At 68.9% G+C, this 20,958-nt stretch carries 24 protein-coding genes; 3 read left to right on the forward strand and 21 right to left on the reverse strand.

All coding sequences use genetic code 11. The features are described 5' to 3' along the window. Window positions 1-103: 103 nt before the first annotated feature. Window positions 104-529, forward strand: a complete 426-nt coding sequence (locus IG04_RS0139455; protein ID WP_030481870.1) for a DUF1761 domain-containing protein — start codon at window positions 104-106, stop codon at window positions 527-529. Here IG04_RS0139455 and IG04_RS0139460 read toward each other — a convergent pair. The 13 genes from IG04_RS0139460 to IG04_RS46980 all read right to left on the reverse strand — a co-directional run bounded on the left by IG04_RS0139460 (window position 526) and on the right by IG04_RS46980 (window position 11,133). Next, window positions 526-2,550: an ATP-binding protein gene (locus IG04_RS0139460; protein ID WP_144065784.1), complete on the reverse strand. Its 2,025-nt coding sequence runs from the start codon at window positions 2,548-2,550 to the stop codon at window positions 526-528. The genes IG04_RS0139455 and IG04_RS0139460 overlap by 4 nt on opposite strands. Window positions 2,551-2,601: 51 nt before the next feature. Beyond that, window positions 2,602-3,042: a PH domain-containing protein gene (locus IG04_RS0139465; RefSeq protein ID WP_030481872.1), complete on the reverse strand. Its 441-nt coding sequence runs from the start codon at window positions 3,040-3,042 to the stop codon at window positions 2,602-2,604. After that, window positions 3,039-3,536 (reverse strand): 6,7-dimethyl-8-ribityllumazine synthase, encoded by a 498-nt coding sequence (gene ribH, locus IG04_RS0139470; protein ID WP_030481873.1) that lies wholly within the window; start codon window positions 3,534-3,536, stop codon window positions 3,039-3,041. The genes IG04_RS0139465 and ribH overlap by 4 nt, the downstream gene beginning before the upstream one ends. Continuing rightward, a complete protein-coding gene (locus tag IG04_RS0139475; protein WP_030481874.1) occupies window positions 3,533-4,795 on the reverse strand; it encodes a bifunctional 3,4-dihydroxy-2-butanone-4-phosphate synthase/GTP cyclohydrolase II in 1,263 nt (420 codons plus the stop codon). The genes ribH and IG04_RS0139475 overlap by 4 nt, the downstream gene beginning before the upstream one ends. Continuing rightward, a complete protein-coding gene (locus IG04_RS0139480; protein WP_030481875.1) occupies window positions 4,792-5,412 on the reverse strand; it encodes a riboflavin synthase in 621 nt (206 codons plus the stop codon). Before IG04_RS0139480 ends, IG04_RS0139475 begins: the two co-directional genes overlap by 4 nt. 8 nt (window positions 5,413-5,420) lie before the next feature. Continuing rightward, window positions 5,421-6,422 carry a bifunctional diaminohydroxyphosphoribosylaminopyrimidine deaminase/5-amino-6-(5-phosphoribosylamino)uracil reductase RibD gene (ribD, locus tag IG04_RS0139485; protein WP_030481876.1) on the reverse strand — a complete coding sequence of 334 codons (1,002 nt, stop codon included), beginning with the start codon at window positions 6,420-6,422 and terminating at the stop codon, window positions 5,421-5,423. Further along, complete coding sequence (gene rpe, locus IG04_RS0139490; protein WP_030481877.1) at window positions 6,419-7,069, reverse strand: ribulose-phosphate 3-epimerase; 651 nt, start codon at window positions 7,067-7,069, stop codon at window positions 6,419-6,421. Before rpe ends, ribD begins: the two co-directional genes overlap by 4 nt. 26 nt (window positions 7,070-7,095) lie before the next feature. Next, window positions 7,096-7,593 (reverse strand): flavoprotein, encoded by a 498-nt coding sequence (locus IG04_RS0139495; RefSeq protein ID WP_030481878.1) that lies wholly within the window; start codon window positions 7,591-7,593, stop codon window positions 7,096-7,098. A 58-nt stretch (window positions 7,594-7,651) separates the two neighbouring features. Beyond that, window positions 7,652-7,888 (reverse strand): hypothetical protein, encoded by a 237-nt coding sequence (locus IG04_RS0139500; RefSeq protein WP_030481879.1) that lies wholly within the window; start codon window positions 7,886-7,888, stop codon window positions 7,652-7,654. Between the two features lie 111 nt (window positions 7,889-7,999). Further along, window positions 8,000-9,463 carry an RsmB/NOP family class I SAM-dependent RNA methyltransferase gene (locus IG04_RS0139505; RefSeq protein WP_030481880.1) on the reverse strand — a complete coding sequence of 488 codons (1,464 nt, stop codon included), beginning with the start codon at window positions 9,461-9,463 and terminating at the stop codon, window positions 8,000-8,002. Next, window positions 9,460-10,386 (reverse strand): methionyl-tRNA formyltransferase, encoded by a 927-nt coding sequence (gene fmt / locus IG04_RS0139510; protein ID WP_030481881.1) that lies wholly within the window; start codon window positions 10,384-10,386, stop codon window positions 9,460-9,462. The genes IG04_RS0139505 and fmt overlap by 4 nt, the downstream gene beginning before the upstream one ends. Window positions 10,387-10,388: 2 nt before the next feature. Continuing rightward, complete coding sequence (gene def / locus IG04_RS0139515) at window positions 10,389-10,937, reverse strand: peptide deformylase (protein WP_030481882.1); 549 nt, start codon at window positions 10,935-10,937, stop codon at window positions 10,389-10,391. A 46-nt stretch (window positions 10,938-10,983) separates the two neighbouring features. Continuing rightward, window positions 10,984-11,133 (reverse strand): hypothetical protein, encoded by a 150-nt coding sequence (locus IG04_RS46980; protein ID WP_157513101.1) that lies wholly within the window; start codon window positions 11,131-11,133, stop codon window positions 10,984-10,986. Between the two features lie 142 nt (window positions 11,134-11,275). Between IG04_RS46980 and IG04_RS0139525 the strand changes: the two genes are divergently transcribed. Next, complete coding sequence (locus tag IG04_RS0139525; RefSeq protein ID WP_030481883.1) at window positions 11,276-11,794, forward strand: DinB family protein; 519 nt, start codon at window positions 11,276-11,278, stop codon at window positions 11,792-11,794. Window positions 11,795-11,974: 180 nt separating this feature from the next. Here the strand turns inward: IG04_RS0139525 and ggt are convergent, their stop codons facing one another. Further along, a complete protein-coding gene (ggt, locus tag IG04_RS0139530) occupies window positions 11,975-13,744 on the reverse strand; it encodes a gamma-glutamyltransferase (RefSeq protein ID WP_030481884.1) in 1,770 nt (589 codons plus the stop codon). A gap of 65 nt (window positions 13,745-13,809) precedes the next feature. On the opposite strand from ggt, the gene IG04_RS0139535 reads away from it, so the two are divergent. Beyond that, window positions 13,810-14,202: a hypothetical protein gene (locus tag IG04_RS0139535; protein WP_030481885.1), complete on the forward strand. Its 393-nt coding sequence runs from the start codon at window positions 13,810-13,812 to the stop codon at window positions 14,200-14,202. 49 nt (window positions 14,203-14,251) lie between these two features. Here IG04_RS0139535 and IG04_RS0139540 read toward each other — a convergent pair whose 3' ends face one another. The 7 genes from IG04_RS0139540 to IG04_RS0139570 all read right to left on the reverse strand — a co-directional run bounded on the left by IG04_RS0139540 (window position 14,252) and on the right by IG04_RS0139570 (window position 20,701). Then, on the reverse strand, window positions 14,252-15,586 hold the full coding sequence (locus IG04_RS0139540; RefSeq protein WP_030481886.1) for a tyrosine-type recombinase/integrase: 1,335 nt from the start codon (window positions 15,584-15,586) through the stop codon (window positions 14,252-14,254). Between the two features lie 94 nt (window positions 15,587-15,680). Beyond that, complete coding sequence (locus IG04_RS0139545; RefSeq protein ID WP_030481887.1) at window positions 15,681-15,881, reverse strand: helix-turn-helix transcriptional regulator; 201 nt, start codon at window positions 15,879-15,881, stop codon at window positions 15,681-15,683. Between the two features lie 23 nt (window positions 15,882-15,904). Beyond that, entirely contained in the window at window positions 15,905-17,533 is a 1,629-nt protein-coding gene (locus IG04_RS0139550; protein WP_030481888.1) for a replication initiator, read from the reverse strand. Between the two features lie 95 nt (window positions 17,534-17,628). Continuing rightward, window positions 17,629-19,110, reverse strand: coding sequence for an FtsK/SpoIIIE domain-containing protein (locus IG04_RS0139555; RefSeq protein WP_030481889.1), 1,482 nt, complete (start codon window positions 19,108-19,110; stop codon window positions 17,629-17,631). A 322-nt stretch (window positions 19,111-19,432) separates the two neighbouring features. Further along, the gene (locus IG04_RS0139560; RefSeq protein WP_030481890.1) at window positions 19,433-19,699 is read right to left on the reverse strand and encodes a hypothetical protein; all 267 of its coding nucleotides are present in this window, start codon (window positions 19,697-19,699) and stop codon (window positions 19,433-19,435) included. Window positions 19,700-19,721: 22 nt separating this feature from the next. Then, window positions 19,722-19,970 (reverse strand): AMED_5909 family protein, encoded by a 249-nt coding sequence (locus IG04_RS0139565; protein WP_144065782.1) that lies wholly within the window; start codon window positions 19,968-19,970, stop codon window positions 19,722-19,724. A gap of 305 nt (window positions 19,971-20,275) precedes the next feature. Beyond that, window positions 20,276-20,701, reverse strand: a complete 426-nt coding sequence (locus IG04_RS0139570; protein WP_030481892.1) for a hypothetical protein — start codon at window positions 20,699-20,701, stop codon at window positions 20,276-20,278. Window positions 20,702-20,958: the final 257 nt, after the last annotated feature.

Consider the following 20,958-nt stretch of genomic DNA (forward strand, 5'->3'; position numbering starts at 1 on the left):
CGTCCACCACCCGGTGGGCGGCCCTTTCGGCGTCAATGCACCCGTAACGGTGAGCGTGCACCCCGCGATGCCAAGGCACCCTGATCACCGCGGGAGACCCCTCATGAGCTTGACCGTGCTCGGTGACCTCAACTGGTGGGCCGTCGTCGTCGCCACGATCGCGTACTTCGCGCTGGGCTTGGTCTGGTACGCGGACTACGCCTTCGGCAGGGCCTGGCAACGCGCGGCCGGCTGGGACCTGAGCCCACCCGAGAAGATCGGAGTGGGCGTCTACGCCATCCCACTGGTCACGTGCTTCGTCATCACCCTCGCCACCGCGATGATCGGCCACGCCTCCCGCACCGACGACATCATGGAAGGCATCCTGCTGGGGCTCGTCGTCGGTCTCGGCATAGCGCTGCCGATCAGGCTCATGACCGGGGCCTACGACAGGACGAAGCCCGCCCCGATCACCTTCGCGGCCATCGGGGCGGGCTATCACATCGTCGGGCTCACGCTCGCGGGCGCGATCCTCGGTCTGTGGATCTAGAGCGCGTCCAGCCGGGCCCTGACCTTGGCGGCGATGTCCAGCCGGAACTGCTCCTCGTACATGGCGATCGAGCCTTGCCAGGCCGCGCGGGCCTCGTCGCTGTTGCCGAGCGCCGCGTGCGCCTGGCCGATCAGGTCGAGGGTGTTGGGCTCGCTCCACGCGTCACCACCGACGTGACGGTGCCGGGCCAGCGCCTGCTCGTGGTGCTCCAGTGCCTCCCGGTACCGGCCGGTGGCCTGAGCGAGCTGACCAAGACTGTTGTGCGCCACCGCTTCTCCGGCCCTGTTGCCGAGTTCGCGATGCATGGCGAGAGCGCGCAGTGCCATGGGCAGCGCCGCGTCGTGGTTGCCGGCCAGAACATGCAGCCAGCTCGTCATACCGAGAGCGTCGGCCTCGCAGAGACTGTCTCCCAACTCGGCGAACGACCGCACGGCTCGCTCACCGTGCTCCACCGCCTCGGCGAGACCGCCCTCGATCTCCAGCAACATGGCCAGTGCCATGCAGGCTTGTCCCTGTGCGAACAGGTCGTTTCCCAACTCCAGCGCATGCCGCAGCCGCGCCGTCGCAGCAGGGTAGTCACCCGTCTGGGTGTGCGCGTTCCCGAGCATTCTCAGGGCCTTGGCTTGCGCGTCCACGTCCCCCAGCCGTTCGGCGGCGGCAAGGCCGCGCTCCCACGACGTCACCTGGTCCCGCAGATGACCACGACGGTAGTGAAACGAGGTCAACAGGTGTGCGAGCTGCCCCACCCGCAAGTACCAGCCCAGAGCGAGGGCGATTCGCTGCGTTTCCAGCAGGCATCGATGTTCCGCGTCGAGCCATGTCAGCGCTGCGACGTCATCAGGAGGACTCAGCGGCGCGCATCCGGGCTCGGGTTCGCCGAGCACCACCTGTCGCCGATGCGAATAGACGCGGTGGTCGGCGGCATGGGCGGTGTGCAGGTAGAAGTCGGTGAGGCGGCGCAGTCCCCGCTCGTGGTCCACTGCTTGTTCGGCGGCATAGCTGCGTACCAGGTCGTGCATCCGATAGCGGCGCGGCACGTGTTCGTGCACCAGATGCGCGTCTTCCAGCTCTCGCAACACTTCACGCACCTGCGGTCCGGGCAGACCGGCAAGACTGACCGCGGCGTCGAAGCCGATGTCCAGGCCGGGTGCGTGGCCGAGCAAACCGAACAAGGTCGACGCACGGTCCGAGAGCAGTCTGCAGGACCAGGACAACACCGAACGCAGCCCGTCCAGCCGGTCCTCGCGGAGCTCCTCCGCGAGGACGGACAACGGGAAGTTCCCGTGCTGCCGCGCCCGTGCGGCCACCGTCGCCAGCGCCAGCGGCAACCCGCCGCACCGGCTCACCAACTCGTCCACCGCGTCGCCGTGGCGTCCGATCCGGTCCTCCCCGAGCCTGCCGGTCAGGACCGCGCGGGAGTCCTCTTCGGACAGCACGTCCAGACCCACCGGCTCCGCACTGTGGTTCGCCACCAGTCCGCGCAGAAAACGACGGCTGGTCACCAGCACGGTGCAGGACGGGCTGCCCGGCAGCAGCGGCTCGACCTGTGCCTCCTCGGCCGCGTTGTCGAGCACCACGAGCATGCGCCTGCCCGCCACCAGGCTGCGGTACAGGGCGGCCTGGGCAGGCAGGCTCACCGGGATCGACCCGGGTGCGACCCCGAGCGCGTCCAGGAACGACCGGACCGCCACCGCCGGCGGCAACGGTCTGCCACCGGGCGCGAAACCCTGCAGGTCGACGTGGAGCCTGCCGTCCGGGAACGCGTCCAGCCGCGAGTGCGCCCATCGCAGCGCGAGCCAGGTCTTGCCGACCCCGCCCGCACCGCCGATCACCGCCGCGCCGCCCAGCACCCGGTCCAGCAGCGCCAGTTCGGCGGTCCTGCCGACGAAGTGCCGCGGTGCGGCGGGGAGCTGCTTGGGCACCGGCCGCGACTGTGCGGGCAGATGCACCGACCCGATGGACCCCGCCTGCACGACGGCGCCGATCGTGGCCGCCTTGACCTCGTTGCGCGTCTCGTCCATCGCCACCACCCCACCACTGAGGGTAGCGGCTCGTTCGGCTTCTTACGAAGACTAGGCGCGTGCCGCCTTGTGCAGCTCACGCAACGCGCGCACGGACGAAACGGCGTAATCACGGTCCACGGCCTGCACGGCCATCACCGAGATGTACTCGTCGTCCGGCAGCTCCAGCCGGGCCCACGCGGCACCGTCCGGGAAGCTGACCGACCGCACGTCGTTCCAGTCGTAGTGGTGTGACGTCACGACGTTGCGCACGTCGACACCCGACGCATCGGCCGTGACGCGGGGACGGGTCAGCAGCAGCACACCGCCCGCGAGCAGGAAGCCCAGCAGGATCATGGCGACCTGGTCGGAGGTCCGGAAGATCACGCCGGTCGGCGTGTTGCCCAGCAGCAGCCCCACCACCGTGAACACCACGACCAGACCGACCGCGCACGCCCAAGCGACGCGGCGGATCTTCTTGGGACGCAGGACGAGCGCTTCCGCCGTCATCATTCGAAACCCCGCTCGGTCCAGGGCTGGCGCAGGCCGCGCAGCACCAGTGCCGTGTCGATCGCGGCGACGGTCGCCTCGTATCCCTTGTCCTCCACCGAGTCCGGCAGGCCAGCCCGGGCCAGGGCCTGCTCCTCGGTGTCGGTCGTCAGCACGCCGTTCCCGACGGGCGTGGACTCGTCGAGCGCGACGCGCGTGAGCCCGTCCGTCACCGAGTCGCACACGTACTCGAAGTGCGGGGTGCCACCGCGGATGACCACGCCCAGCGCGACCACCGCGTCATGGTGGCGCGCCAGTTCCTGCACCACGACGGGAAGCTCGATCGCCCCCGCCACGCGCACGACCGTCGTGTCGGCGCAGCCCGCGTCCTCAGCGGCCTTCAGGGCACGCTCGACGAGCTGGTCGGTGATCTTGGTGTGCCAGCGCGTCGCCGCGATCGCGACGCTCAGGCCCTTGCCGTCGAGCCTGGTCTGGTCTGGACGGCCCTCGCCGCTCATTCCTGGTCCTCCGTAGCGGAAACAACGGTCTCGTACTGCTCCAGCTGGTGCAGTTCGTGACCCATCCGGTCGCGCTTGGTGCGCAGGTACCGCAGGTTCTCCGGGTTCGGGGAGACCGGCAGCGGCACCCGGTCGAGCACCCGGAGACCGTATCCGGCCTCCAGTCCGACGCGCTTGGCCGGGTTGTTCGTCAGCAGCCGCATGGACTTGATGCCGAGTTCCACGAGGATCTGCGCACCCGTGCCATAGTCGCGTGCGTCGGCGGGCAGGCCCTGCACCAGGTTCGCGTCCACGGTGTCGGCGCCCTCGTCCTGCAGCTGGTACGCCTGCAGCTTGTGCATCAGGCCGATGCCACGGCCCTCGTGACCACGCATGTACAGCACGACGCCACGTCCTTGTGCCGCAACGGCTTCCATCGCCGCGTCGAGCTGCGGGCCGCAGTCGCAGCGCAACGAGCCCAGGACGTCGCCGGTGAGGCACTCGGAGTGCACGCGCACCAGCACGTCCTCGCCGTCGCCGATCTCGCCGTACACGAGGGCGACGTGCTCGATGCCGTCGAGCAGGCTGTCGTAGCCGAACGCGGTGAACACACCGTGCGCGGTCGGGATGCGGGCCTCGGCGGCGCGCACGACCTGGGTCTCGACCCGGCGGCGGTACGCGATGAGATCGGCGATCGTGATGATCGCGAGGTCGTGGTCCGCGGCGAAGACCTCCAGCTCGTCGCGGCGGGCCATGTCGCCCTCGTCCTTCTGCGACACGATCTCGCAGAGCACGCCCGCGGGCGACAGCCCGGCCATCCGCGCCAGGTCGACGGCGGCCTCGGTGTGCCCGGGACGGCGCAGCACGCCACCGGCCTTGGCCCGCAACGGCACGACGTGGCCAGGCCGGTTGAAGTCGCTGGCCTTCGCGGTCGGATCCGCGAGCAGCCGGATCGTCCGGGCGCGGTCCGCGGCCGAGATGCCGGTGCTGACGCCCTCGCGCGCGTCGACCGTGACGGTGTAGGCGGTGCCGCGGACGTCCTGGTTCGTGTGGAACATCGGCGGCAGGTCGAGGCGGTCGCAGTCTTCCTCGGTCAGCGGCACGCAGATGTAGCCGGACGTGTAGCGGACCATGAACGCGAGCAGCTCCGGCGTCGCCTTCTCGGCGGCGAAGATCAGGTCGCCCTCGTTCTCACGGTCCTCGTCGTCCACGACGACCACGGGACGACCGGCGGCGATGTCTCTGATCGCACGCTCGATCTCAGCGAAGTCGGTGCTCACTGGGCCTCCTCGCCCGCGATGGCCCGCAGGTGCGGGATCGCCAGTCGTTCGACGTACTTCGCCAGCACGTCGACCTCCAGGTTCACCAGGTCGCCCGGAATGCGGTGCCCGAGCGTGGTGAGTTCGAGGGTCGTAGGGATCAGGCTCACGGTGAACTGGTCCTCGGAGACGGTCACGACCGTCAGCGAGACCCCGTCGACCGTGATGGAGCCCTTCTCCACGACGTAACGGGAGAGGCTCGGCGGGAGTCCGATGTGGACGATCTCCCAGTGCTCCGCCTTGTCCCGCGCGAGAATCGTGCCAGTGCCGTCGACGTGGCCCTGCACGATGTGGCCACCGAGGCGCTGGCCGACCGCGGCCGCGCGCTCCAGGTTGACCCGGTCGCCCGCGGCGACCTTCGCGAGGCTGCTGCGCGTGAGGGTCTCGCGCATCACGTCCGCGGTGAAGCTGTCGTTCTCGACTTCCACGACGGTGAGGCAGACGCCGCTCACCGCGATGGAGTCGCCGTGCTTCGCGTCGCTGGTCACGATCGGCCCGGCGATGCGGATCCGTGCCGCGTCGGGCAGGTCCTCAATCGCCTCGACGTGGCCGAGTTCCTCGACGATCCCGGTGAACACCGCTCCTCCTAAGTGCGCGGAACCGCGCTGATCCGCAAGTCCGGTCCGCTCATGGTGACGTCTTCCACGGTCAGCCTCACAGCGTCCGTGATGGTTGACACGCCCGCGTCCAGCACCGCCGCGGGACCGGCCCCGAGCAGCGCGGGCGCGATGTAGGCGAGGACCCGGTCGATCCGGCCGGCGCGCCAGAACGCACCGGCGAGCGTCGGGCCGCCCTCCAGCACCACGTCGACCACGCCCCGCTCGGCGAGCGCCGCCAGGACGGCGTCCGGCTCGTGCGTGCGCAGGTGCAGTGCGGTGTGCTGGAGCTTCGCTCCCTCCGGCAGGTCGCTCGTGCCCACCACCACCGGCAACGGCTGGCGGGGCAACGGCATTCCACCGGCGTCCCTGGCCGTCAGCGCGGGGTCGTCCAGCCTCACCGTGTTCATGCCGACGACGATCGCGTCGAGCTTGGCGCGCATGTCGTGGACCTCCTTGCGGGAGGTCTCCGAGCTGATCCACTGACTGGTGCCGTCCCGGGCCGCGATCCGCCCGTCGAGCGAGGCCGCGTACTTCCACGTGACGTGCGGACGGCCCGTGCGCGCGTAGTGCAGCCACGCCCTGAGGGGGCCTCGGCTGACTTCCTGCTCCAGCAGTCCGCTCTCGACGGTGACGCCGGCTTTTCTCAGGACCTCGACACCGCCCGCGGCCTTCGGGTTGGGGTCGCTGGTGGCGTGGATGACGTGCTTGATGCCGGCTTCGATGAGCGTCTCGGTACACGGCGGCGTACGGCCGTAGTGCGAACACGGTTCGAGGGTGACGACCGCGGTGCCGCCACGGGCCTTCGAGCCCGCTTCCTTGAGCGCCATCACCTCGGCGTGCGGCCCGCCGACCGGCTGCGTGCCACCGAACCCGACCGCGTTACCGCCCTCGTCGAGGATGACGCAGCCGACCGGCGGGTTGGGGCTGGTGGTGCCCCGGACCCGCTCGCTCTCCGCGATGGCGATCGTCATCGCGTCCTCGGGGGTCATCTCGCACCGGCTGCCTGGGCGCGCAGGGCCTCGACGGCCTTGCCGGGGTCCGCGGCGTCGTACACGGCGGAACCCGCGACGAAGCAGTCCACGCCGGCCTGGGCGGCCTGTTCGATCGTGTCGGCGTTGATGCCACCGTCGATCTCCACCAGCAGCTTGAGGTGCCCGGTGTCGACGAGGTGGCGGGCCTGGCGGACCTTGTCCAGCACGTCGGCCATGAAGCTCTGCCCGCCGAAGCCCGGCTCGACCGACATGACCAGCAGCGTGTCGTAGTGCTTGAGCAACTCGACGTACGGCTCCAGCGGGGTGCCGGGCTTGATGCTCAGACCGGCCTTGCTGCCCGCGGCCTTCAGGTTCCTGGCCAGCGCGACCGGGTCGTTCGCCGCCTCGACGTGCACGGTCACGTTGTACGCGCCCGCCTCCGCGTAGCCGATGGCCCAGCGATCCGGGTCCTCGATCATCAGGTGGCAGTCGATCGGGATGTCGGTGACCTGGAGCAGCGACTTCACCACGGGCAGGCCGAGCGTCAGGTTCGGTACGAAGTGGTTGTCCATGACGTCGACATGGATCCAGTCCGACGTGGGCACCGCGGCGAGCTCGTCGGCGAGGCGCGCGAAGTCGGCGGACAGGATGCTGGGGGCGATCATCGGCGTGTGGACCACAAGGGTGAAGTCTAGGTGTCCAGCAGGTCGAGCAGCCTGCCGGGAGCCACGTCTGAGACCACGACGACACCCGCATCGGTGAGCGTCGTGACGTGCGTCTCCCACATGGGGTGGCGGCGCTTGTCCGCGTTGGCCTGCGGCATGACGACGACCTTGCAGTTCTCGACGCCGATGGCCTCGTTCAGCGCGGTCAGGGCCTGGTTGTCGCCGATGCCCAGGGCCAGCTTGGCCACGGAGTTCGCGCTGGCCGGGGCGAAGATGAACGCGTCCGGCGTCGGATAGGGCTTGGGCTGGCTCGGCATCCTCGGCTCCCAGCGGATCGGGAGGTCCGTCAGCGCCTGCAGCCTGTCCAGTTCACCGGCCTCCTCGAACCATGGGACGACGGCCGGCGTGAAGGTGATGGCCAACTGCCACCCCAGTCGCACGGCCGGCTCGGCGAGGTCGGTGCGGAACCAGCCTTCGACACCGCCGCAGCCGCTTGCGACCAGTCCGAGCAGCCCACGTGTCATGTGGACGATCTTAGGTCGGGCGCCAGCGCCAGTGCGGCGAGCTGGTCCAGCACGGCGTTCAGCGGCTGCCGGTGTCGATCTCGACGGTGGCCGGCTCGCGCAGCAGCGGCTCGATCTCCCGTGTGTCCGCGATGATCCGGTTCCGCTCTTCCTCGGTTTTACCGAACGGATTGCGCGTTCTGCTCGCGACGCGTTCCAGGACGGTGTCGACCGTGCGATATCCGTTCTGCGCCAACAGGTTCGGCAGGGTCGACTTCCCCGTGCCGGACAGGCCGGTCACCCGGACCACCGCCACCCCACACCCCGCTCGTCACCCGGACAGGTGAACTCCGGACCCGTTGCACGGCCCGCGGGCGACGAGGCCCGAGAACTGTCGGACCCCGTCGCTAACGTCGTTCCCGAGCGCTCAAACCGGGCGTCGCAGCACCACGCAGAACATCGCGTCGGTGCCGTGCAGATGAGGCCAGAGCTGAACGTGCGGTCCTTCCCCGAGGTCCGGAACTCCCGGGAAGAACTCCCGCGTGTCCAGCACTTCGGCCCCGGTCCGCGCCGCGACGTCCGTCACCACCCCTACGGTCTCGGAGAGATGAGGTGAACACACGACATAAGCCACCACGCCGCCAGGGCGCACCAGCCGCAGCGCCTCGGTCAGCAGCTCGCGTTGCAGCTTCGTGAGCGTGCCGACGTCGGCGGGCTGGCGCCTCCACCGCGCCTCCGGGCGCCTGCGCAGGGCACCGAGACCGGTGCAGGGCGCGTCGACCAGCACGCGGTCGAACGCCCCTTCCCGGAAGTCGGTCTCACGCCCGTCGGCCACCTCCACGGTGATCGGCAGGCCGGAGGTGATCTTGCGCACGAGCTCGGCGCGGTGGGGTGCCTTCTCGACGGCGATCAGTTCGCCGCCTTCGAGGCCGACCAGTGCGGCCAGCAGGGCGGCCTTGCCGCCGGGGCCCGCGCAGAGGTCCAGCCAGCGGTCGTCCGTGCCGCCGTCCGTACCGCTGTCGCCACCGCCGGTGAGCGGCGCGCGCGTCAGGGCCAACGCGCACAGCTGGCTGCCTTCGTCCTGGACGTGGGCGAGGCGTTCCCGGACGGGCTCGAGATCGCCCGGGTCGCCCGCACCGGTCTCCAGGTGCACGCCATACGGCGAGTAAGGCGCCACGTCCCCGCCGACGATCGCGGCGAGTTCGTCGGCGCTCACCTCGCCGGGCCGTGCCACCAGGTGCACGGCCGGGCGCGCGTCGTCGGCCTCGAGGGCCCGCCTCAGCGGTTCCTCGCGGCTGCCGAGGGCCTCCGCGAACGCCTGCGCGATCCAGCGCGGGTGGGCGTGGGTGAAGGCCAGGTTGCCGACCGGGTCGGTGTCCGGGTCGGGTGCGAGCTCGTCGACCCACGCCGCCTCGTCCTGCGCCGCGATCCGGCGCAGGACGGCGTTGACGAAGCCCGCGATCCCGGAGCCCCGCTCAGCCCGGACGAGGTCGACGGTCGAGGCGACCGCCGCGTGTGACGGAATGCGGGTGCGCAGCAGCTGATACGCACCGAGCCGCAACGCGTCGAGCGCCGAACCGTCCACTTCGGACAGCGGCCGGTCGGAGCACGACTCGATGACGGCGTCGAGCAGGCCCTGCGCTCGCGACGTGCCGTAGGTGAGTTCGGTGGCGAGCGCCGCGTCACGGCCGGTGATACGGCGTTCGCGCAGCAGCTGCGGCAGCACGAGGTTGGCGTACGCGTCGCGCTGGCGCACCGCGCGCAGCGTCTCCAGTGCGGCGAGGCGGGCCGGGTCCTCCACGGGCGGCCGGGCGGGCCCGGTGCGCCGGCGTGGAGGGTGCGGACTGCTCGGGCGGGAAGGCTTCGAGGCGCCTCGCGAATGGTTGGTCATGCGATGCGCTCCCCTGTTTCGATCCGCACGCCGCGTGCCCAGTCGGTTGCGGCCATGCGCTTCTTGCCCTGTGCCTGGACCTCACCGAGGGCCACGGCGGTGGTCGCGGTGCCCACGAGCACGCGTTTGCGCTCGACGAGCACCTCGCCCGGCGGCAGCGACACGTCGGCCACCGGCGTCACCGGGCCGAGCTTGAGCCGCTCGCCGCGGAACTCGGCCCACGCGCCGGGCTCCGGCGTCACGGCGCGCGCCAGGCGGTCCACGGCGACGGCGGGCGTGGTGAAGTCGAGGCGCGCGTCCTCGACTGCGATCTTCGCGGCGTAGGTGACGCCGTCGGCGGGCTGGTCGACGGCGACCAGCGTGCCGTCCTCGATGCCGTCCACAGTGGACAGCAGGAGGTCGGCTCCCGAGACGGACAGCCGGGTCAGCAGGTCGCCGGAGGTGTCGCGGTCGCGCACCTTCTCGGTGACCACGCCGAACACCGGGCCCGCGTCGAGTTCCTTCACGATGCGGAACGTCGAGGCGCCCGTGATGTCGTCGCCGTTGCGCACGGATGCCTGCACCGGCGCGGCGCCGCGCCACGCGGGCAGCACGGAGAAGTGGAGGTTGACCCAGCCGAACTTCGGCACGTCGAGCGTGCGCTGCGGGAGGAGGTTGCCGTAGGCGACGACCGGGCAGAGGTCGGGTTCCAGCGCGCGCAGGCGGTCGAGGAACTCGGGTTCTCCCGCCTTGGCCGGCGTGAGGACCTCGATGCCGTGCTCGTCGGCGAGCGCGCCCACCGGGGAGCGCTCGAGCCTGCGGCCACGGCCGGAGGGTGCGTCGGGACGGGTGACCACGGCGACGACGTCGTGGCGGGAGGAGTCGATGAGGGCGCGCAGCGAGGGCAGTGCGACCTCGGGCGTACCGGCGAACACGAGTCGCATGGTCAGCTGGACCTGCCGAAGAGTGGGTGCGGGCTCTGTTTCAAGGTGGGCACCGTACCGTCGAACCACTCGGACTGCCTGATCTCCCGCATGGCCTGCTTGCGGGTGTCGGCGTCGAGGCGGTCGAGGAACAACACGCCGTCGAGGTGGTCCGACTCGTGCTGGATGCAGCGGGCCAGCGTCTCGGTGCCTTCGACCTCGACGGGCTCACCGTGCATGTTCCAGCCCTTGGCCACGACGTGCAGGTGGCGCTTGCAGTCCCACGACATGCCGGGGATGGACAGGCAGCCCTCGGAGCCGTCCTGCATTTCCTCGCCCACCACGTCCCACGTCGGGTTGACGAGATGGCCGGCGAAACCGTCGCAGTGGTACGTGAACACACGCAGTCCAACACCGAGCTGAGGCGCGGCGAGTCCTGCCCCGCCCGCGTTCTGCATCGTGTCCCACAGGTCCTTGACCAGGGTGCGCAGTTCCTTGTCGAAGTCGGTGACCTCGGTGGCCGCGGTGCGCAGCACGGGGTCGCCGAACAGGCGGATGGGTTGGACGGTCACGCAGTGCTCCTCGTGTGGACTGGAGGCCAGTCTACGAGGAGCGCGGTCAGTGCTCGGACGCGCTGCCGAGGAAGATCACGCCCACCAGCGCCACGAGGAAGTGGCCGGTGAACCGCAGAGCCGTCAGCGCGGGGCGCAGCAGCGCGTGGAAGTCGAAGTGGGCTGCCGGGGCGCTGGAAACCGTAGTCGTCGTCATGCCGTCAACTGTGCCGTTCACGCAGGTCAACCCACATCGGCTCGCAGTATCGAGCCCACATCAGCCCAGGGTAGGAAGATCACGTGCCGCCCTCGGCCACAAGGTGGAGACCCCGAGGCCATGAGGCTGATGCAATGGGCACATGACCTGGACGGCACCCGAAGTCACCCCGGCCGACGAACCGCTGCTCGGCGCGGAACGCCCGATGCTCGAAGCGTGGCTGGACCGCCACCGCGCCACTTTCCTCGCCAACTGCGCGGGCCTCTCCGGCGAGCAACTCGCCACGGCGTCCACGCCGCCGTCGAACCTGAGCCTGCTGGGCCTGATCCGCCACCTGACGGACGTGGAGCGCGTCTGGTTCCGCCGCCGCCTGGCGGGCGAGGACGTCCAGGCCCGCTACGGCGTGCCGGGCGACTGGGGCGGCGCCTTCGAGCACCTGGACCCCACCCGCGCCGAGGCGGAGCACGCCGGCCTGCTCGCCGCCATGGCCGAGTCCCGCGCGGCGGTGGCGGCTCGGGACCTCGACGACACCTTCGTGCACGAGCGCGTGGGCGAGATCTCGGTGCGCTGGCTCTACATCCACCTGATCGAGGAGTACGCGCAGCACAACGGTCACGCCGACCTCATCCGCGAACGCGTCGACGGACGCACCAACGACTAGCGGCCTTTCCCCGCCGGTCATGACGCCGAGCCGGCGACCAGTTCAGCGACCCGCAGACGTACACGGGTGTCCGCTGCACCGCGGATCCTGGCCAGGGCCTGTTCCGGGGCGAGATGGTGGCGGTGTGACCGGCCCGGCTGGAGTGCGGGGCTGCCGCACTCCAGCCGGGCCGGAACGTGCTCAGCCCACCTTCACCACGCGGGCGGCACCTCCGCCGCGCCGGGTCGGCTCGGCGACGGCACGCCAGCGGCCGTCCCCGGCTCGTTCGACGGCCGTGGCGGCACCGATCTCGGCGTTCTGGCTGAACCTGTGCCCGATGGCCTGCAGGCCCGCCGTGGTCGAGGCCGCGATGAACGCCGCCTCGGCCGGGGTGGTGGCCGCGTTGCGCTGGGAGGCGCGCGGGGCCGCCACCGCGTCGACGAGGGACATCTTGCGGTCCAGGCGGGCGGTCAGGATCTGGGTGACCGTGGTGATGATGGTGGAGCCGCCCGGCGAGCCGACGGCGAGCAGGACCTTGCCGTGGTCGAGGACGATCGTCGGGGCCATGGACGAGCGCGGGCGCTTGCCGGGGCCGGGGAGGTTCGGGTGCGGAACGCCCGGGGTCGGGGCGACGAACTCGAAGTCGGTGAGTTCGTTGTTGAGCAGGAAGCCGCGGTTCGGCACGACGATGCCGCTGCCGCCCTCCGCCTCGATCGTCAGGGTGTAGGCGACGACGTTGCCCCAGCGGTCGGCCGTCGTGAGGTGCGTGGTGCGTTCGGCGTCCTCGCGCAGTGCCGAGATGCCGGCGGTGGCTTCGCAGGCCTTGGGGTCGCGCGGATCGGCGGCGGGTTGCGGGGCGGGCAGCACGGCGTCGGGCTTGATCAGGCACGCACGGCTGTCCGCGAACCTCTGCGAGAGCAGGCCCTCGGTCGGCACGCGGGAGAAGGCCGGGTCGCCGACCCAGCGCAGGCGGTCGGCGAAGGAGAGCTTGGTCGACTCGATGAAACGGTGCAGGTACTCGACGTCGGAGACCTTCGAGAGGTCGGTCGACTCGAGGATGTTGAGCGCCTCGCCGACGGTGGTGCCGCCGGACGACGGTGCGGCCATGCCGTAGACGTCGAGGCCCCGGTAGCGCGTGTGCGTCGGGTCGCGGCGCTCGACCTGGTAGCGGGTCAGGTCGGAGAGGCGCATGTCGCCGGCGCGGACGTTGCGGGTCGAGCCGGGCACGACCGGCGGCTTCCGCACGGCCTGCACCAGGTCGCGGCCGACCGCACCGCCGTACAGCGACGCGAGTTCGGTGCGGGCGAGTTCGCGGTAGGTGTCGGCGAGCTGCGGGTTGCGGAACGTGCTGCCGACCGCAGGTGGCTGGCCGCCTGGCAGGTAGAGGTCGCGGGTCGAGGTGAAGTCGCCGAAGCGGGCGGCGTTGTTCGCGATCTGCGAGTTGAACGTCTGGTCCACCACGAAACCACGCCGTGCCAGCGCTTCCGCGGGCTCCATGGCCTCGCGCAGGTTCAGCGTGCCCCACTTGCGCAGCGCCTGCTGCCACGTCTTGGGCGTGCCGGGGACGCCGACGGACTTGCCGCTGGTCATCGCCTCGGCGAACGGCAGGGGCTTGCCGTCCTCCACGAAGAGCTGGTCGGTGGCGGACCGCGGGGCGGTCTCCCGGCCATCCAAAGTGGACACACGGCGGGTGCGGGCGTCGTAGTGGACGAAGAACCCGCCGCCACCGATGCCCGCGCTGAACGGGTCGGTCACGCCGAGCGCGGCGGCGGTGGCGACGGCGGCGTCGACGGCGTTGCCACCGCGGCGGAGCACGTCGATGCCGATCTGGGACGCGTCGGGGTCGACGCTCGAGACAGCGCCTCCCCAGCCCACCTGCTCGGGCACGCGTGGCGATGATTCCGCCGCGCCTGCCGGAGCAGGAGCGACCAGTACGACGGAGAGCGTCAGTGCGGCAACCGTTCGCAACATGCGGAAACTTCTACTCCGTTACGACCGGATGGCAACACTCCTTGAGGAAGGCCTAAGGTGCGGGCGTGTCGATCGATCTTGCCCAGTTGCGAACCAGTTTCACGAACACCCCGCTCGACGAGGCAGACCGCGAGGAAGCACTGCACTTCCTGCTGCGCGAACGCCGCGACGGCGACGCCGATCTGCTGCGGCACCTGCTCGCCCAGGAGACCGCCGCCCACCAGGAGGGCTGGGGCGTCAGCGAGTCGCTCGGGCTAGCCGCCCTGCTGCTCGCCGAGTGCGGCCGCGAGGAGGACGTCTGGGCCCTGTGGGAGGCCAAGAACGCCTCCTTCGACACCATGGCGGGCCTCGACGGCTTCCTGCTGTTCCCGGCGGGCATCGCGGGCACGACGGCGCACGTGATCGCGGACGAGGACCACCCCGAACGCGGCGACCTCATGACGTACGTGAGACGATGAATAGGCCTCTAGCTGGGAAAACAGGTTCTTTTGATCTTGTTTTCCGGTCTCAGGCCGTCGTCAGGCCGTGAACCGTGGCAAGGCCGTCGCCAGACTTGTCCAAGGCCGTGGCGTCGGACTCGGCCGCTTCCAGTCGTGGCTTGAACAGGTGATCGATCGCGAGGCGTGCCCGGTCGTAGGAGTCGGGCATCAAGTGGGCATAGACGCGCAGCGTGAACGCCTCGGATGCGTGCCCAAGGAACGCCGCGAGTTCCTTGATGCTGACGCCCTGGGCGAGCATGTGGCTTGCGAACAGGTGCCTGAGCGCGTGCATGCCGTCCTGACCCTGGGTGTAGTCGAGGCCTGCTTTGCCGAACGTCGGCTTCCAGATGGTGTTGTTGAAGGTCTGCCGTGCGTACAGGCCACCGTGCTTGTTGACCATGAGCAAATTCACAGTCTCGGTCTTGCGTGAGTCGTCTTCAGCCCATGGCAACGTGACCGCAACAGGCGGGAAGTTCTCCGCGTAGTCGTCCAGATCGGCCAGCACGCCACGCCCGAGCGGCACCACACGGGTCTTGTGCCCTTTGGGAAGCTTGAACTTGACTTTGCCGTTCACTGTGACCGCTTGGCGGTTGACGTGGTAGACCATCCGGTCGCGGTCGACGTCGTCGAGCGTGAACGCGAAGATCTCACCCTGCCGCAGGCCGACCCCCGCGCCGAGTGCCGTCATGGGCTTGAAGCGCTCAGGCAGGGCGAGGCCGACCGAGCGCAACCGAGCGTCCGCCCACACCTTGATCTTCCGAGGAACCGGCTTCGGACGACTGATCGACTTGTCCTTGCACGGATTGGCCCTGATCCGCTTCTCGGACACGGCAACATCGAGGATCGAAGACACGGTGTCGAAGATCTGCGCCCGATACGACGCCGCCGGAACCTTCGGATTTCCTTTGCTGTCAACGCGTTCGGTCATCCACGACAGCCAGTCTCGGATCAGATCGTTGTTGAACGACGAAAGCCGTGTGTCACCCAAGAACGGATGCACGTGCTGAACCGTCTGCTGCCTGATGATCTCCACTGTGGACTCGTCTTGTGATCGTCCTTTTAGTACTTTTGCGGCGAAGTCGCGGAACAGGACCTTGCCCGCTTCCGGGTCGGTGAACACTCCGGACAACACGTCGTGCTGCATCGATAGCAGGTACTCTTCCGCCTTGCCCTTCTGCTTGTCCGGGAAACTCTTGTTCCGTTCCTTGCCCGCATCGTCGTAGTAATGGACCTTGTAGCGCATCCCCTTCCCATGCTCGGGTGTCTGCTCCTTCACGGGCCTGCCGTTGCGACCCACCATGATGTTTCCGGTATCCGGGTCGAGCTTGTTCCGGTACCAGCGGTCTTGCACATGTCCGGCCATGAGTTGGTGTGTCCTTCCTGGTAGGAGCGTTGCCGAAAGAACAGGCCAGCCGGGCAGGCCGGGGAGGACTGCCCGGCTGGTCCTGGTGTTCGGGTTAGGCGGCGATCTGGCCGTCGAGCCAGTCGCGGACGTCGTCCGGGCGGTAGCGGACGTGCTTTCCGAGCCGGACGAACGCAGGTCCCACGCTGCGATAGCGCCAGTCGGTCAGCGTCTTCTCAGGGATGCCGAGGAAGTCGGCCAGAACGGCCGGCGTCCAGAGGCATTCCACGGTGATGAAGCGCGGTCGATCACTCATGCTGTCCCCCTCCCCGTTGCTGGTCAGGCCGCCTCCCGATGAGTTGCTGAAAGATTCAGCCCTTCATCGGGCGCGGGTCGGGGCAACGCGGCCAGCACCGCTTGAGCCTGGTCGTACTCGGCCCGCCACTTGAGCCGCTGACTGATCATCTGCATCAGCAGTTCCGCCCGGCTGGGAGCGTGCGGGTCACCCGCCTGGACTGGCGCCCACATGAGCCGCGTCCGGTCCGTCCCTTCAGGCTTGGCGATCCCCGCAGCAGCCAAGGCCTCACGGACGAACGTGGCCCGGTCGGACTTGTGTTCGGCGAGGGTCTTCCCCGACCAGCGCCGTGACACCAGCACCCGCCGCCCAGGCAACCCGAGCGTCTCCCTGCGGTGAGCCTTGGAGCGGCACCGACCCGGAGTCATCCGGGAGTTCGTCCCCTTGGGAGCGACGCCGTACAGCAGCCACACCGCGCAGCGTTCCGAGCACGGCGTGATCGCGAGCTCAGCAGCCAGGCGGTCAGCGTGCTCCGACACCCGCGCCGAGTCGTCCACGGCGACGACTTCGGAGATCGACTTGACCAGGTACTTGGTCAGGTAGCCGATGTGCCGCCCAGCTTCCTCGGTGCCGCCGAGGATGCCCTTGGAGTGCACCTGAGACCCGAACTCGACCACATGCGCTGGAGTGTCCAGATCAGACACCGCATCCGCCCACGGCGTGAGTGGGACGTTCGTGATCGGGTCCACGAAACCCTTGGCGCACATGTCCCACACCGGCATCCGGTCACCGCTGTACTTAATCTCATCGTGGTTGGGCCACCACACCTGGAGGTAGGTCGCCGCCGTCACCTGACGCACTACCGCGTGAGGGATCGAGCCCCTGACGGCGAAGTGGGCATGCGGGGTGATGCGCTTCTGCGGCTCGACCGTGCCGAAGTACTGCACGTCCCAGCCCACGACCCGACGCAGGTTCTGCCACCACCGGTCCACCAGGGAGGCGAAGTGCACCGCGTCCCGTGCGGCCCGCCGGTAGTCGTACGTCGCAGGGTCGGCCGGGGTGCCGTCCGTGCGCACTTTGCCGTATGAGTCGAGTGTGACCGTGACGAACGTCGAGGGTCGGTACTTGCCCGCGAACTCCCGCCCCACCGTGGTCTTGGCGACCTTGCGCCGGGGCAGGTTGGGCGAGTCCTGACGCCGCCGGGTCGAGCGGACCGGAGCAGGCGCGGCCGGCCGATCCACGTTGGGGAGGTTTCCGCGGACTCCCTCCCGCCGCAGGTCAGAGTCCGCCTCCCGGATGGCTTCCCGTAGGTCCTCGACCTGTTCCGCGTCCTGCTCACCCTGCGCCTGGCGGTACTCGGCGGTCAGGTCCGACCGGTAGGTGACCAGCTCGATTTGGTCGCTCGTGGCGGTCTCCCGCTCCGCCACGGGCTCGTGGTCGAGGTGCCAGCCTTCCCGGCACTGGGCCATGCGGGAGCGCCGGTTGCGGTCCGCACACGCCGGGCATTTGGACGCCACGGTCGAGTTGCAGCGCACACCGACCATGCGCACCTCACCGGTGTCGAGGTCCACGACCTCCCCCAGTACGGGACGCACACACACCCCGTGCTGCTCCGCCGCAGCCTTGACCACGTCGAGGGTGAGCGGCATCCGCGCCCGTTCTGCCGACGTCATCCCAGCCACATCCTGAGTAACGGCAGGAACCACCGCCACGCCAACGGTTTCTCCACTGTCCACAGTGGCCGTCATGGTCTCCTCTCGGTTGTTGGTCATGCCGCCACACCTCCACTCGCGTCGTCACTGCCGGAGCGTCCCGGGAACGGGTGCACCGATGCCTCAGTGATTCCGAAGAACATGGCCAGCTCGACAAGGTCCGCGTCGGTGACCCAGAACGCGCGGCCCCGCTCAGGAGTCCCGCGCCCATCGGTCTTGACCCACGCCACACCGGGCGTGTTCTCGCTGATCTCGTGAGCCGCAGCGCCCCGAGCCCGTGCACCGTCACCCAGGACCATGTCGACCTGTGGTGCTTCGTCCAGGCGGAGCGCGATCTTGGTCCCGAACAGATGCCGGAACGCGACAACCTCCTTACGTGGGTCCTGCACCAGCCCGAGCACCGCGTAACCGGGCGCGCGGCCCTGGGACGTGATGGTCGAGACGGCCCGCACCGCACGTTCCCTCAGGTTGCGATCCGGTTGGTAGGCGACGAGATCCGCCAACTCATCGATGATCAACAGGGTGAACGGTTCACCGCTGCGACGCGCCCAGATACGACGCACGCCCCGGTAGCGCGAGGCCCGTTCCTTGACCTCCGCCGCGATCTCTTCCAGCAGCTCGACCGCAGCAGCGCCGTTGTCGAACACGAGCCGCGAGAACGCTTCCTCGCACTGCCCGAGTTCCATGCCGCCCTTGGGATCGATCCCCACCAAGCGGACAGCACCCGCGCGGATCGCGGGGGCGAGGTGCCACACGATCGACCACAGCACCGAGGCCTTACCCGCGCCCTGCACACCGACCCCCAGGACCTGGTTGCCGAGCAGCTTGAGCCGCCACGTCTTCCCGGTCTCCAGGACACCGACGACCACGCGCTTGAGGTCCACCGCGTCCGCGTCATTGCACAACGGAGGCACCAGCACCGGGCGAGCCAGCGGGTCAGCGTGGACGAAGTCGAGTTCCAGCACGCGAGGCTTGAGCACCCGGACACGGCACGAACGCGCCCCGAACGAGTGCGCCAGCCCCGCCCGCCGCAGCTCCCATTCCTCGTGCGACTGGGCCGGGATCATCCGCACCCGGACACGGTCCCGCCAACCATCCGAACGGACCCGCCGCAGCTTCGGCAGGTACTCACGACCCCGCCACTCCTTGGCCAACTCGGCCAGGCGCACGGTGGTCTTCCAGCGCGGCACGTACACCGTGGCCCGCCGGAACTCTGTCACCAGCCGCAGCCACACCTGACGCGAGAATGACCCGCGCGACAGGCCCCACCAGATCACCAGGCCGGCCGCGACCGCCAGCAGCACCAGAACCAGCGAACCCCAGCCCAAACGCCACCAGCACAACACCAACAACGCCGGAGTCAGCGACACTGCCGGGTACCGCACGACCACGAGGGCCAGGCGGACGCCGCCGAGGAGCAGCAGCCACACCAGCGCCACCAGAGCCGCAACCCACTTCAGTTTCCCCGGAACGAGCGCCCACCACGGCACACGAGGACGGACACCCTCGAACGGGGCCGGATCAACCCACCTACCCATCAGGCCTCACCCCCACACATCAGAGAGAGTGAGGACATACACACCACCGGGCTAACGGTTCGGCTTGACGCCGCACCCGTACAGACAGATACCATTGACACGACTGGGAATCCTTTGCGTAGCAACGAAGACGACAAGAAAGACCAGTCAGTGCGTCGCCATGGAAGCAGACCCAGAACCGCCAAGAACTCGGCTGTTTCCATCGGCGACCACCAACCGGCCGCACACCCGTTTTCATTTGTGCATCAAGGCATGCGTCACCAGCACGCGACATGCAGCCACGCGCCGACGACGCAAACCCTTACCTCGCAGAGCCTTCCGCTCAGTCTCCTGAACCTTGCGACTCCGGGTCCTCAGGCGCCCCCCTGAGGATGATCGCCTCAGCCAGATACAGACGGCCAAGATCCTTGAGCAACACGCCAAGCTCCTCAAAGCGTTGCGCGCGCTCAGAATCCGGAACCAGACTGCACGTCCGCAACATGTTTCGAGCGAGCATCTCGCCAAACTCGGGATGAGTCCTCGCGACCTCACGCGACAACCGCTCCAGCGAGATACGCAGCAGGTCCTCAGTCAAGATCTCCGCAGCCACGAAGAAACTTCCCTTCCTCCGCTCACTGCCCGTCCAACTCACGCGCCAGCCGATCCTCACGATCCGCCCAGTACAGCGCCTCGTGGTGGTGGCCACGGTCCAGATCAGCCACCCGCCGATACACCGCAGCACTCTTCTCGTGAAACCGCCGCAGACCAGCGACATCACCCTTGCCCGGCATCAACCGAGGCAACACCTCATGCGCCTCACTGAGCGACACAATCCGCTCAGCCTGCGCCCACGACGCCTCACGCCGCTCGACCACAGTCACGTCAACCTCCCTGCTCCAGATTCGCCGTAGGCGTCGGTGTCCTTCCGCGCGAGGCGTTCGCGTGAATCGGCCTGGTGGTCGAACATCTCAGCGGCATGGAGAGCCGCCGCCTTTGCCCACCAAGGCGTTTCGGTGTGACCGGCCAGTTGTCGCCAGAGCCACGCCACCTCGCGATAAGCGGGCACGATTCGAGTGGCAGCGTCAGGGTCATCAGCAGCCGCGTACCGGTTCGCCTCATCGGCTGTTGTGAACCGCTGGTAAGCCTGCTGCCACTGCTCACTCAGAGCCCGTAGATCTGCCACGGCTTACGCTGCCTTGGGAGCTTCAGACGTGCCGTTGGCGTTGTTCTGCTTGCCGCCACGGTTCGCCGCCTGCGGAGCCAACATCTCGTCTGCCCAGACCGTGTAGCTGACCCAGCCATCCCGCACGTACGGCGTGACCTTCAGGCCCCGGAAGACCGCAGGACGGAAAGGCGTACCCGCCAGCGTCTCCGGCGGAACCGGCTGATACTCCGAAGCGATCTTCACCACCGCACCGGTGTTCTTACCCTTCGCGGACGGGTCCGTGCCCTGCACCGTCCACACCGGAAGACCCGTCAGCTTGTCCACGGCCGGACGGGGCGACTTGCCCTCTGCGTACTCCGTCGCCCGGTCCACGCTCAGCACGAAGAACCCTTGCGGGTACAACTCATCGAACGTGATTCCGAACCTGTGCCCAGCGGGGATACCCACTCGGTACTCCTTCAGTAGGGCCGCTAGATCGCGGCTTGCTGCTATTTCTGGAACTTGCATAACTAGATTCGGCAGTCATTCGTCCCGTCCGAGTTCCGTCCCTGTCTCTTCTGACGCGCCGAGTACTCAGATGGTCTCGTCTTGGTCTCATGAGCGTGCTGTCAGCGCTCATGAAATTCCGCAGGTCTGAGGGGTTTTCGCTCACGTAATTCCGCAGGGCGTCGCTCACGTAATTCCCCACCGGGAGGGTGAGCGTG

It is taken from the genome of Lentzea albidocapillata (assembly GCF_000719115.1).
Taxonomy (GTDB): Bacteria; Actinomycetota; Actinomycetes; order Mycobacteriales; family Pseudonocardiaceae; genus Lentzea; species Lentzea albidocapillata.

Coding starts and splice junctions, on each gene's coding strand:
- IG04_RS0139455 (WP_030481870.1), top strand. CDS start 104: ATGAGCTTGACCGTGCTCGGTGACCTCAACTGGTGGGCCGTCGTCGTC.
- IG04_RS0139460 (WP_144065784.1), bottom strand. CDS start 2,550: ATGGACGAGACGCGCAACGAGGTCAAGGCGGCCACGATCGGCGCCGTC.
- IG04_RS0139465 (WP_030481872.1), bottom strand. CDS start 3,042: ATGATGACGGCGGAAGCGCTCGTCCTGCGTCCCAAGAAGATCCGCCGC.
- ribH (WP_030481873.1), bottom strand. CDS start 3,536: ATGAGCGGCGAGGGCCGTCCAGACCAGACCAGGCTCGACGGCAAGGGC.
- ribD (WP_030481876.1), bottom strand. CDS start 6,422: ATGACCCCCGAGGACGCGATGACGATCGCCATCGCGGAGAGCGAGCGG.
- rpe (WP_030481877.1), bottom strand. CDS start 7,069: ATGATCGCCCCCAGCATCCTGTCCGCCGACTTCGCGCGCCTCGCCGAC.
- IG04_RS0139495 (WP_030481878.1), bottom strand. CDS start 7,593: ATGACACGTGGGCTGCTCGGACTGGTCGCAAGCGGCTGCGGCGGTGTC.
- IG04_RS0139505 (WP_030481880.1), bottom strand. CDS start 9,463: ATGACCAACCATTCGCGAGGCGCCTCGAAGCCTTCCCGCCCGAGCAGT.
- fmt (WP_030481881.1), bottom strand. CDS start 10,386: ATGCGACTCGTGTTCGCCGGTACGCCCGAGGTCGCACTGCCCTCGCTG.
- IG04_RS46980 (WP_157513101.1), bottom strand. CDS start 11,133: ATGACGACGACTACGGTTTCCAGCGCCCCGGCAGCCCACTTCGACTTC.
- IG04_RS0139525 (WP_030481883.1), top strand. CDS start 11,276: ATGACCTGGACGGCACCCGAAGTCACCCCGGCCGACGAACCGCTGCTC.
- ggt (WP_030481884.1), bottom strand. CDS start 13,744: ATGTTGCGAACGGTTGCCGCACTGACGCTCTCCGTCGTACTGGTCGCT.
- IG04_RS0139540 (WP_030481886.1), bottom strand. CDS start 15,586: ATGGCCGGACATGTGCAAGACCGCTGGTACCGGAACAAGCTCGACCCG.
- IG04_RS0139545 (WP_030481887.1), bottom strand. CDS start 15,881: ATGAGTGATCGACCGCGCTTCATCACCGTGGAATGCCTCTGGACGCCG.
- IG04_RS0139550 (WP_030481888.1), bottom strand. CDS start 17,533: ATGACGTCGGCAGAACGGGCGCGGATGCCGCTCACCCTCGACGTGGTC.
- IG04_RS0139555 (WP_030481889.1), bottom strand. CDS start 19,110: ATGGGTAGGTGGGTTGATCCGGCCCCGTTCGAGGGTGTCCGTCCTCGT.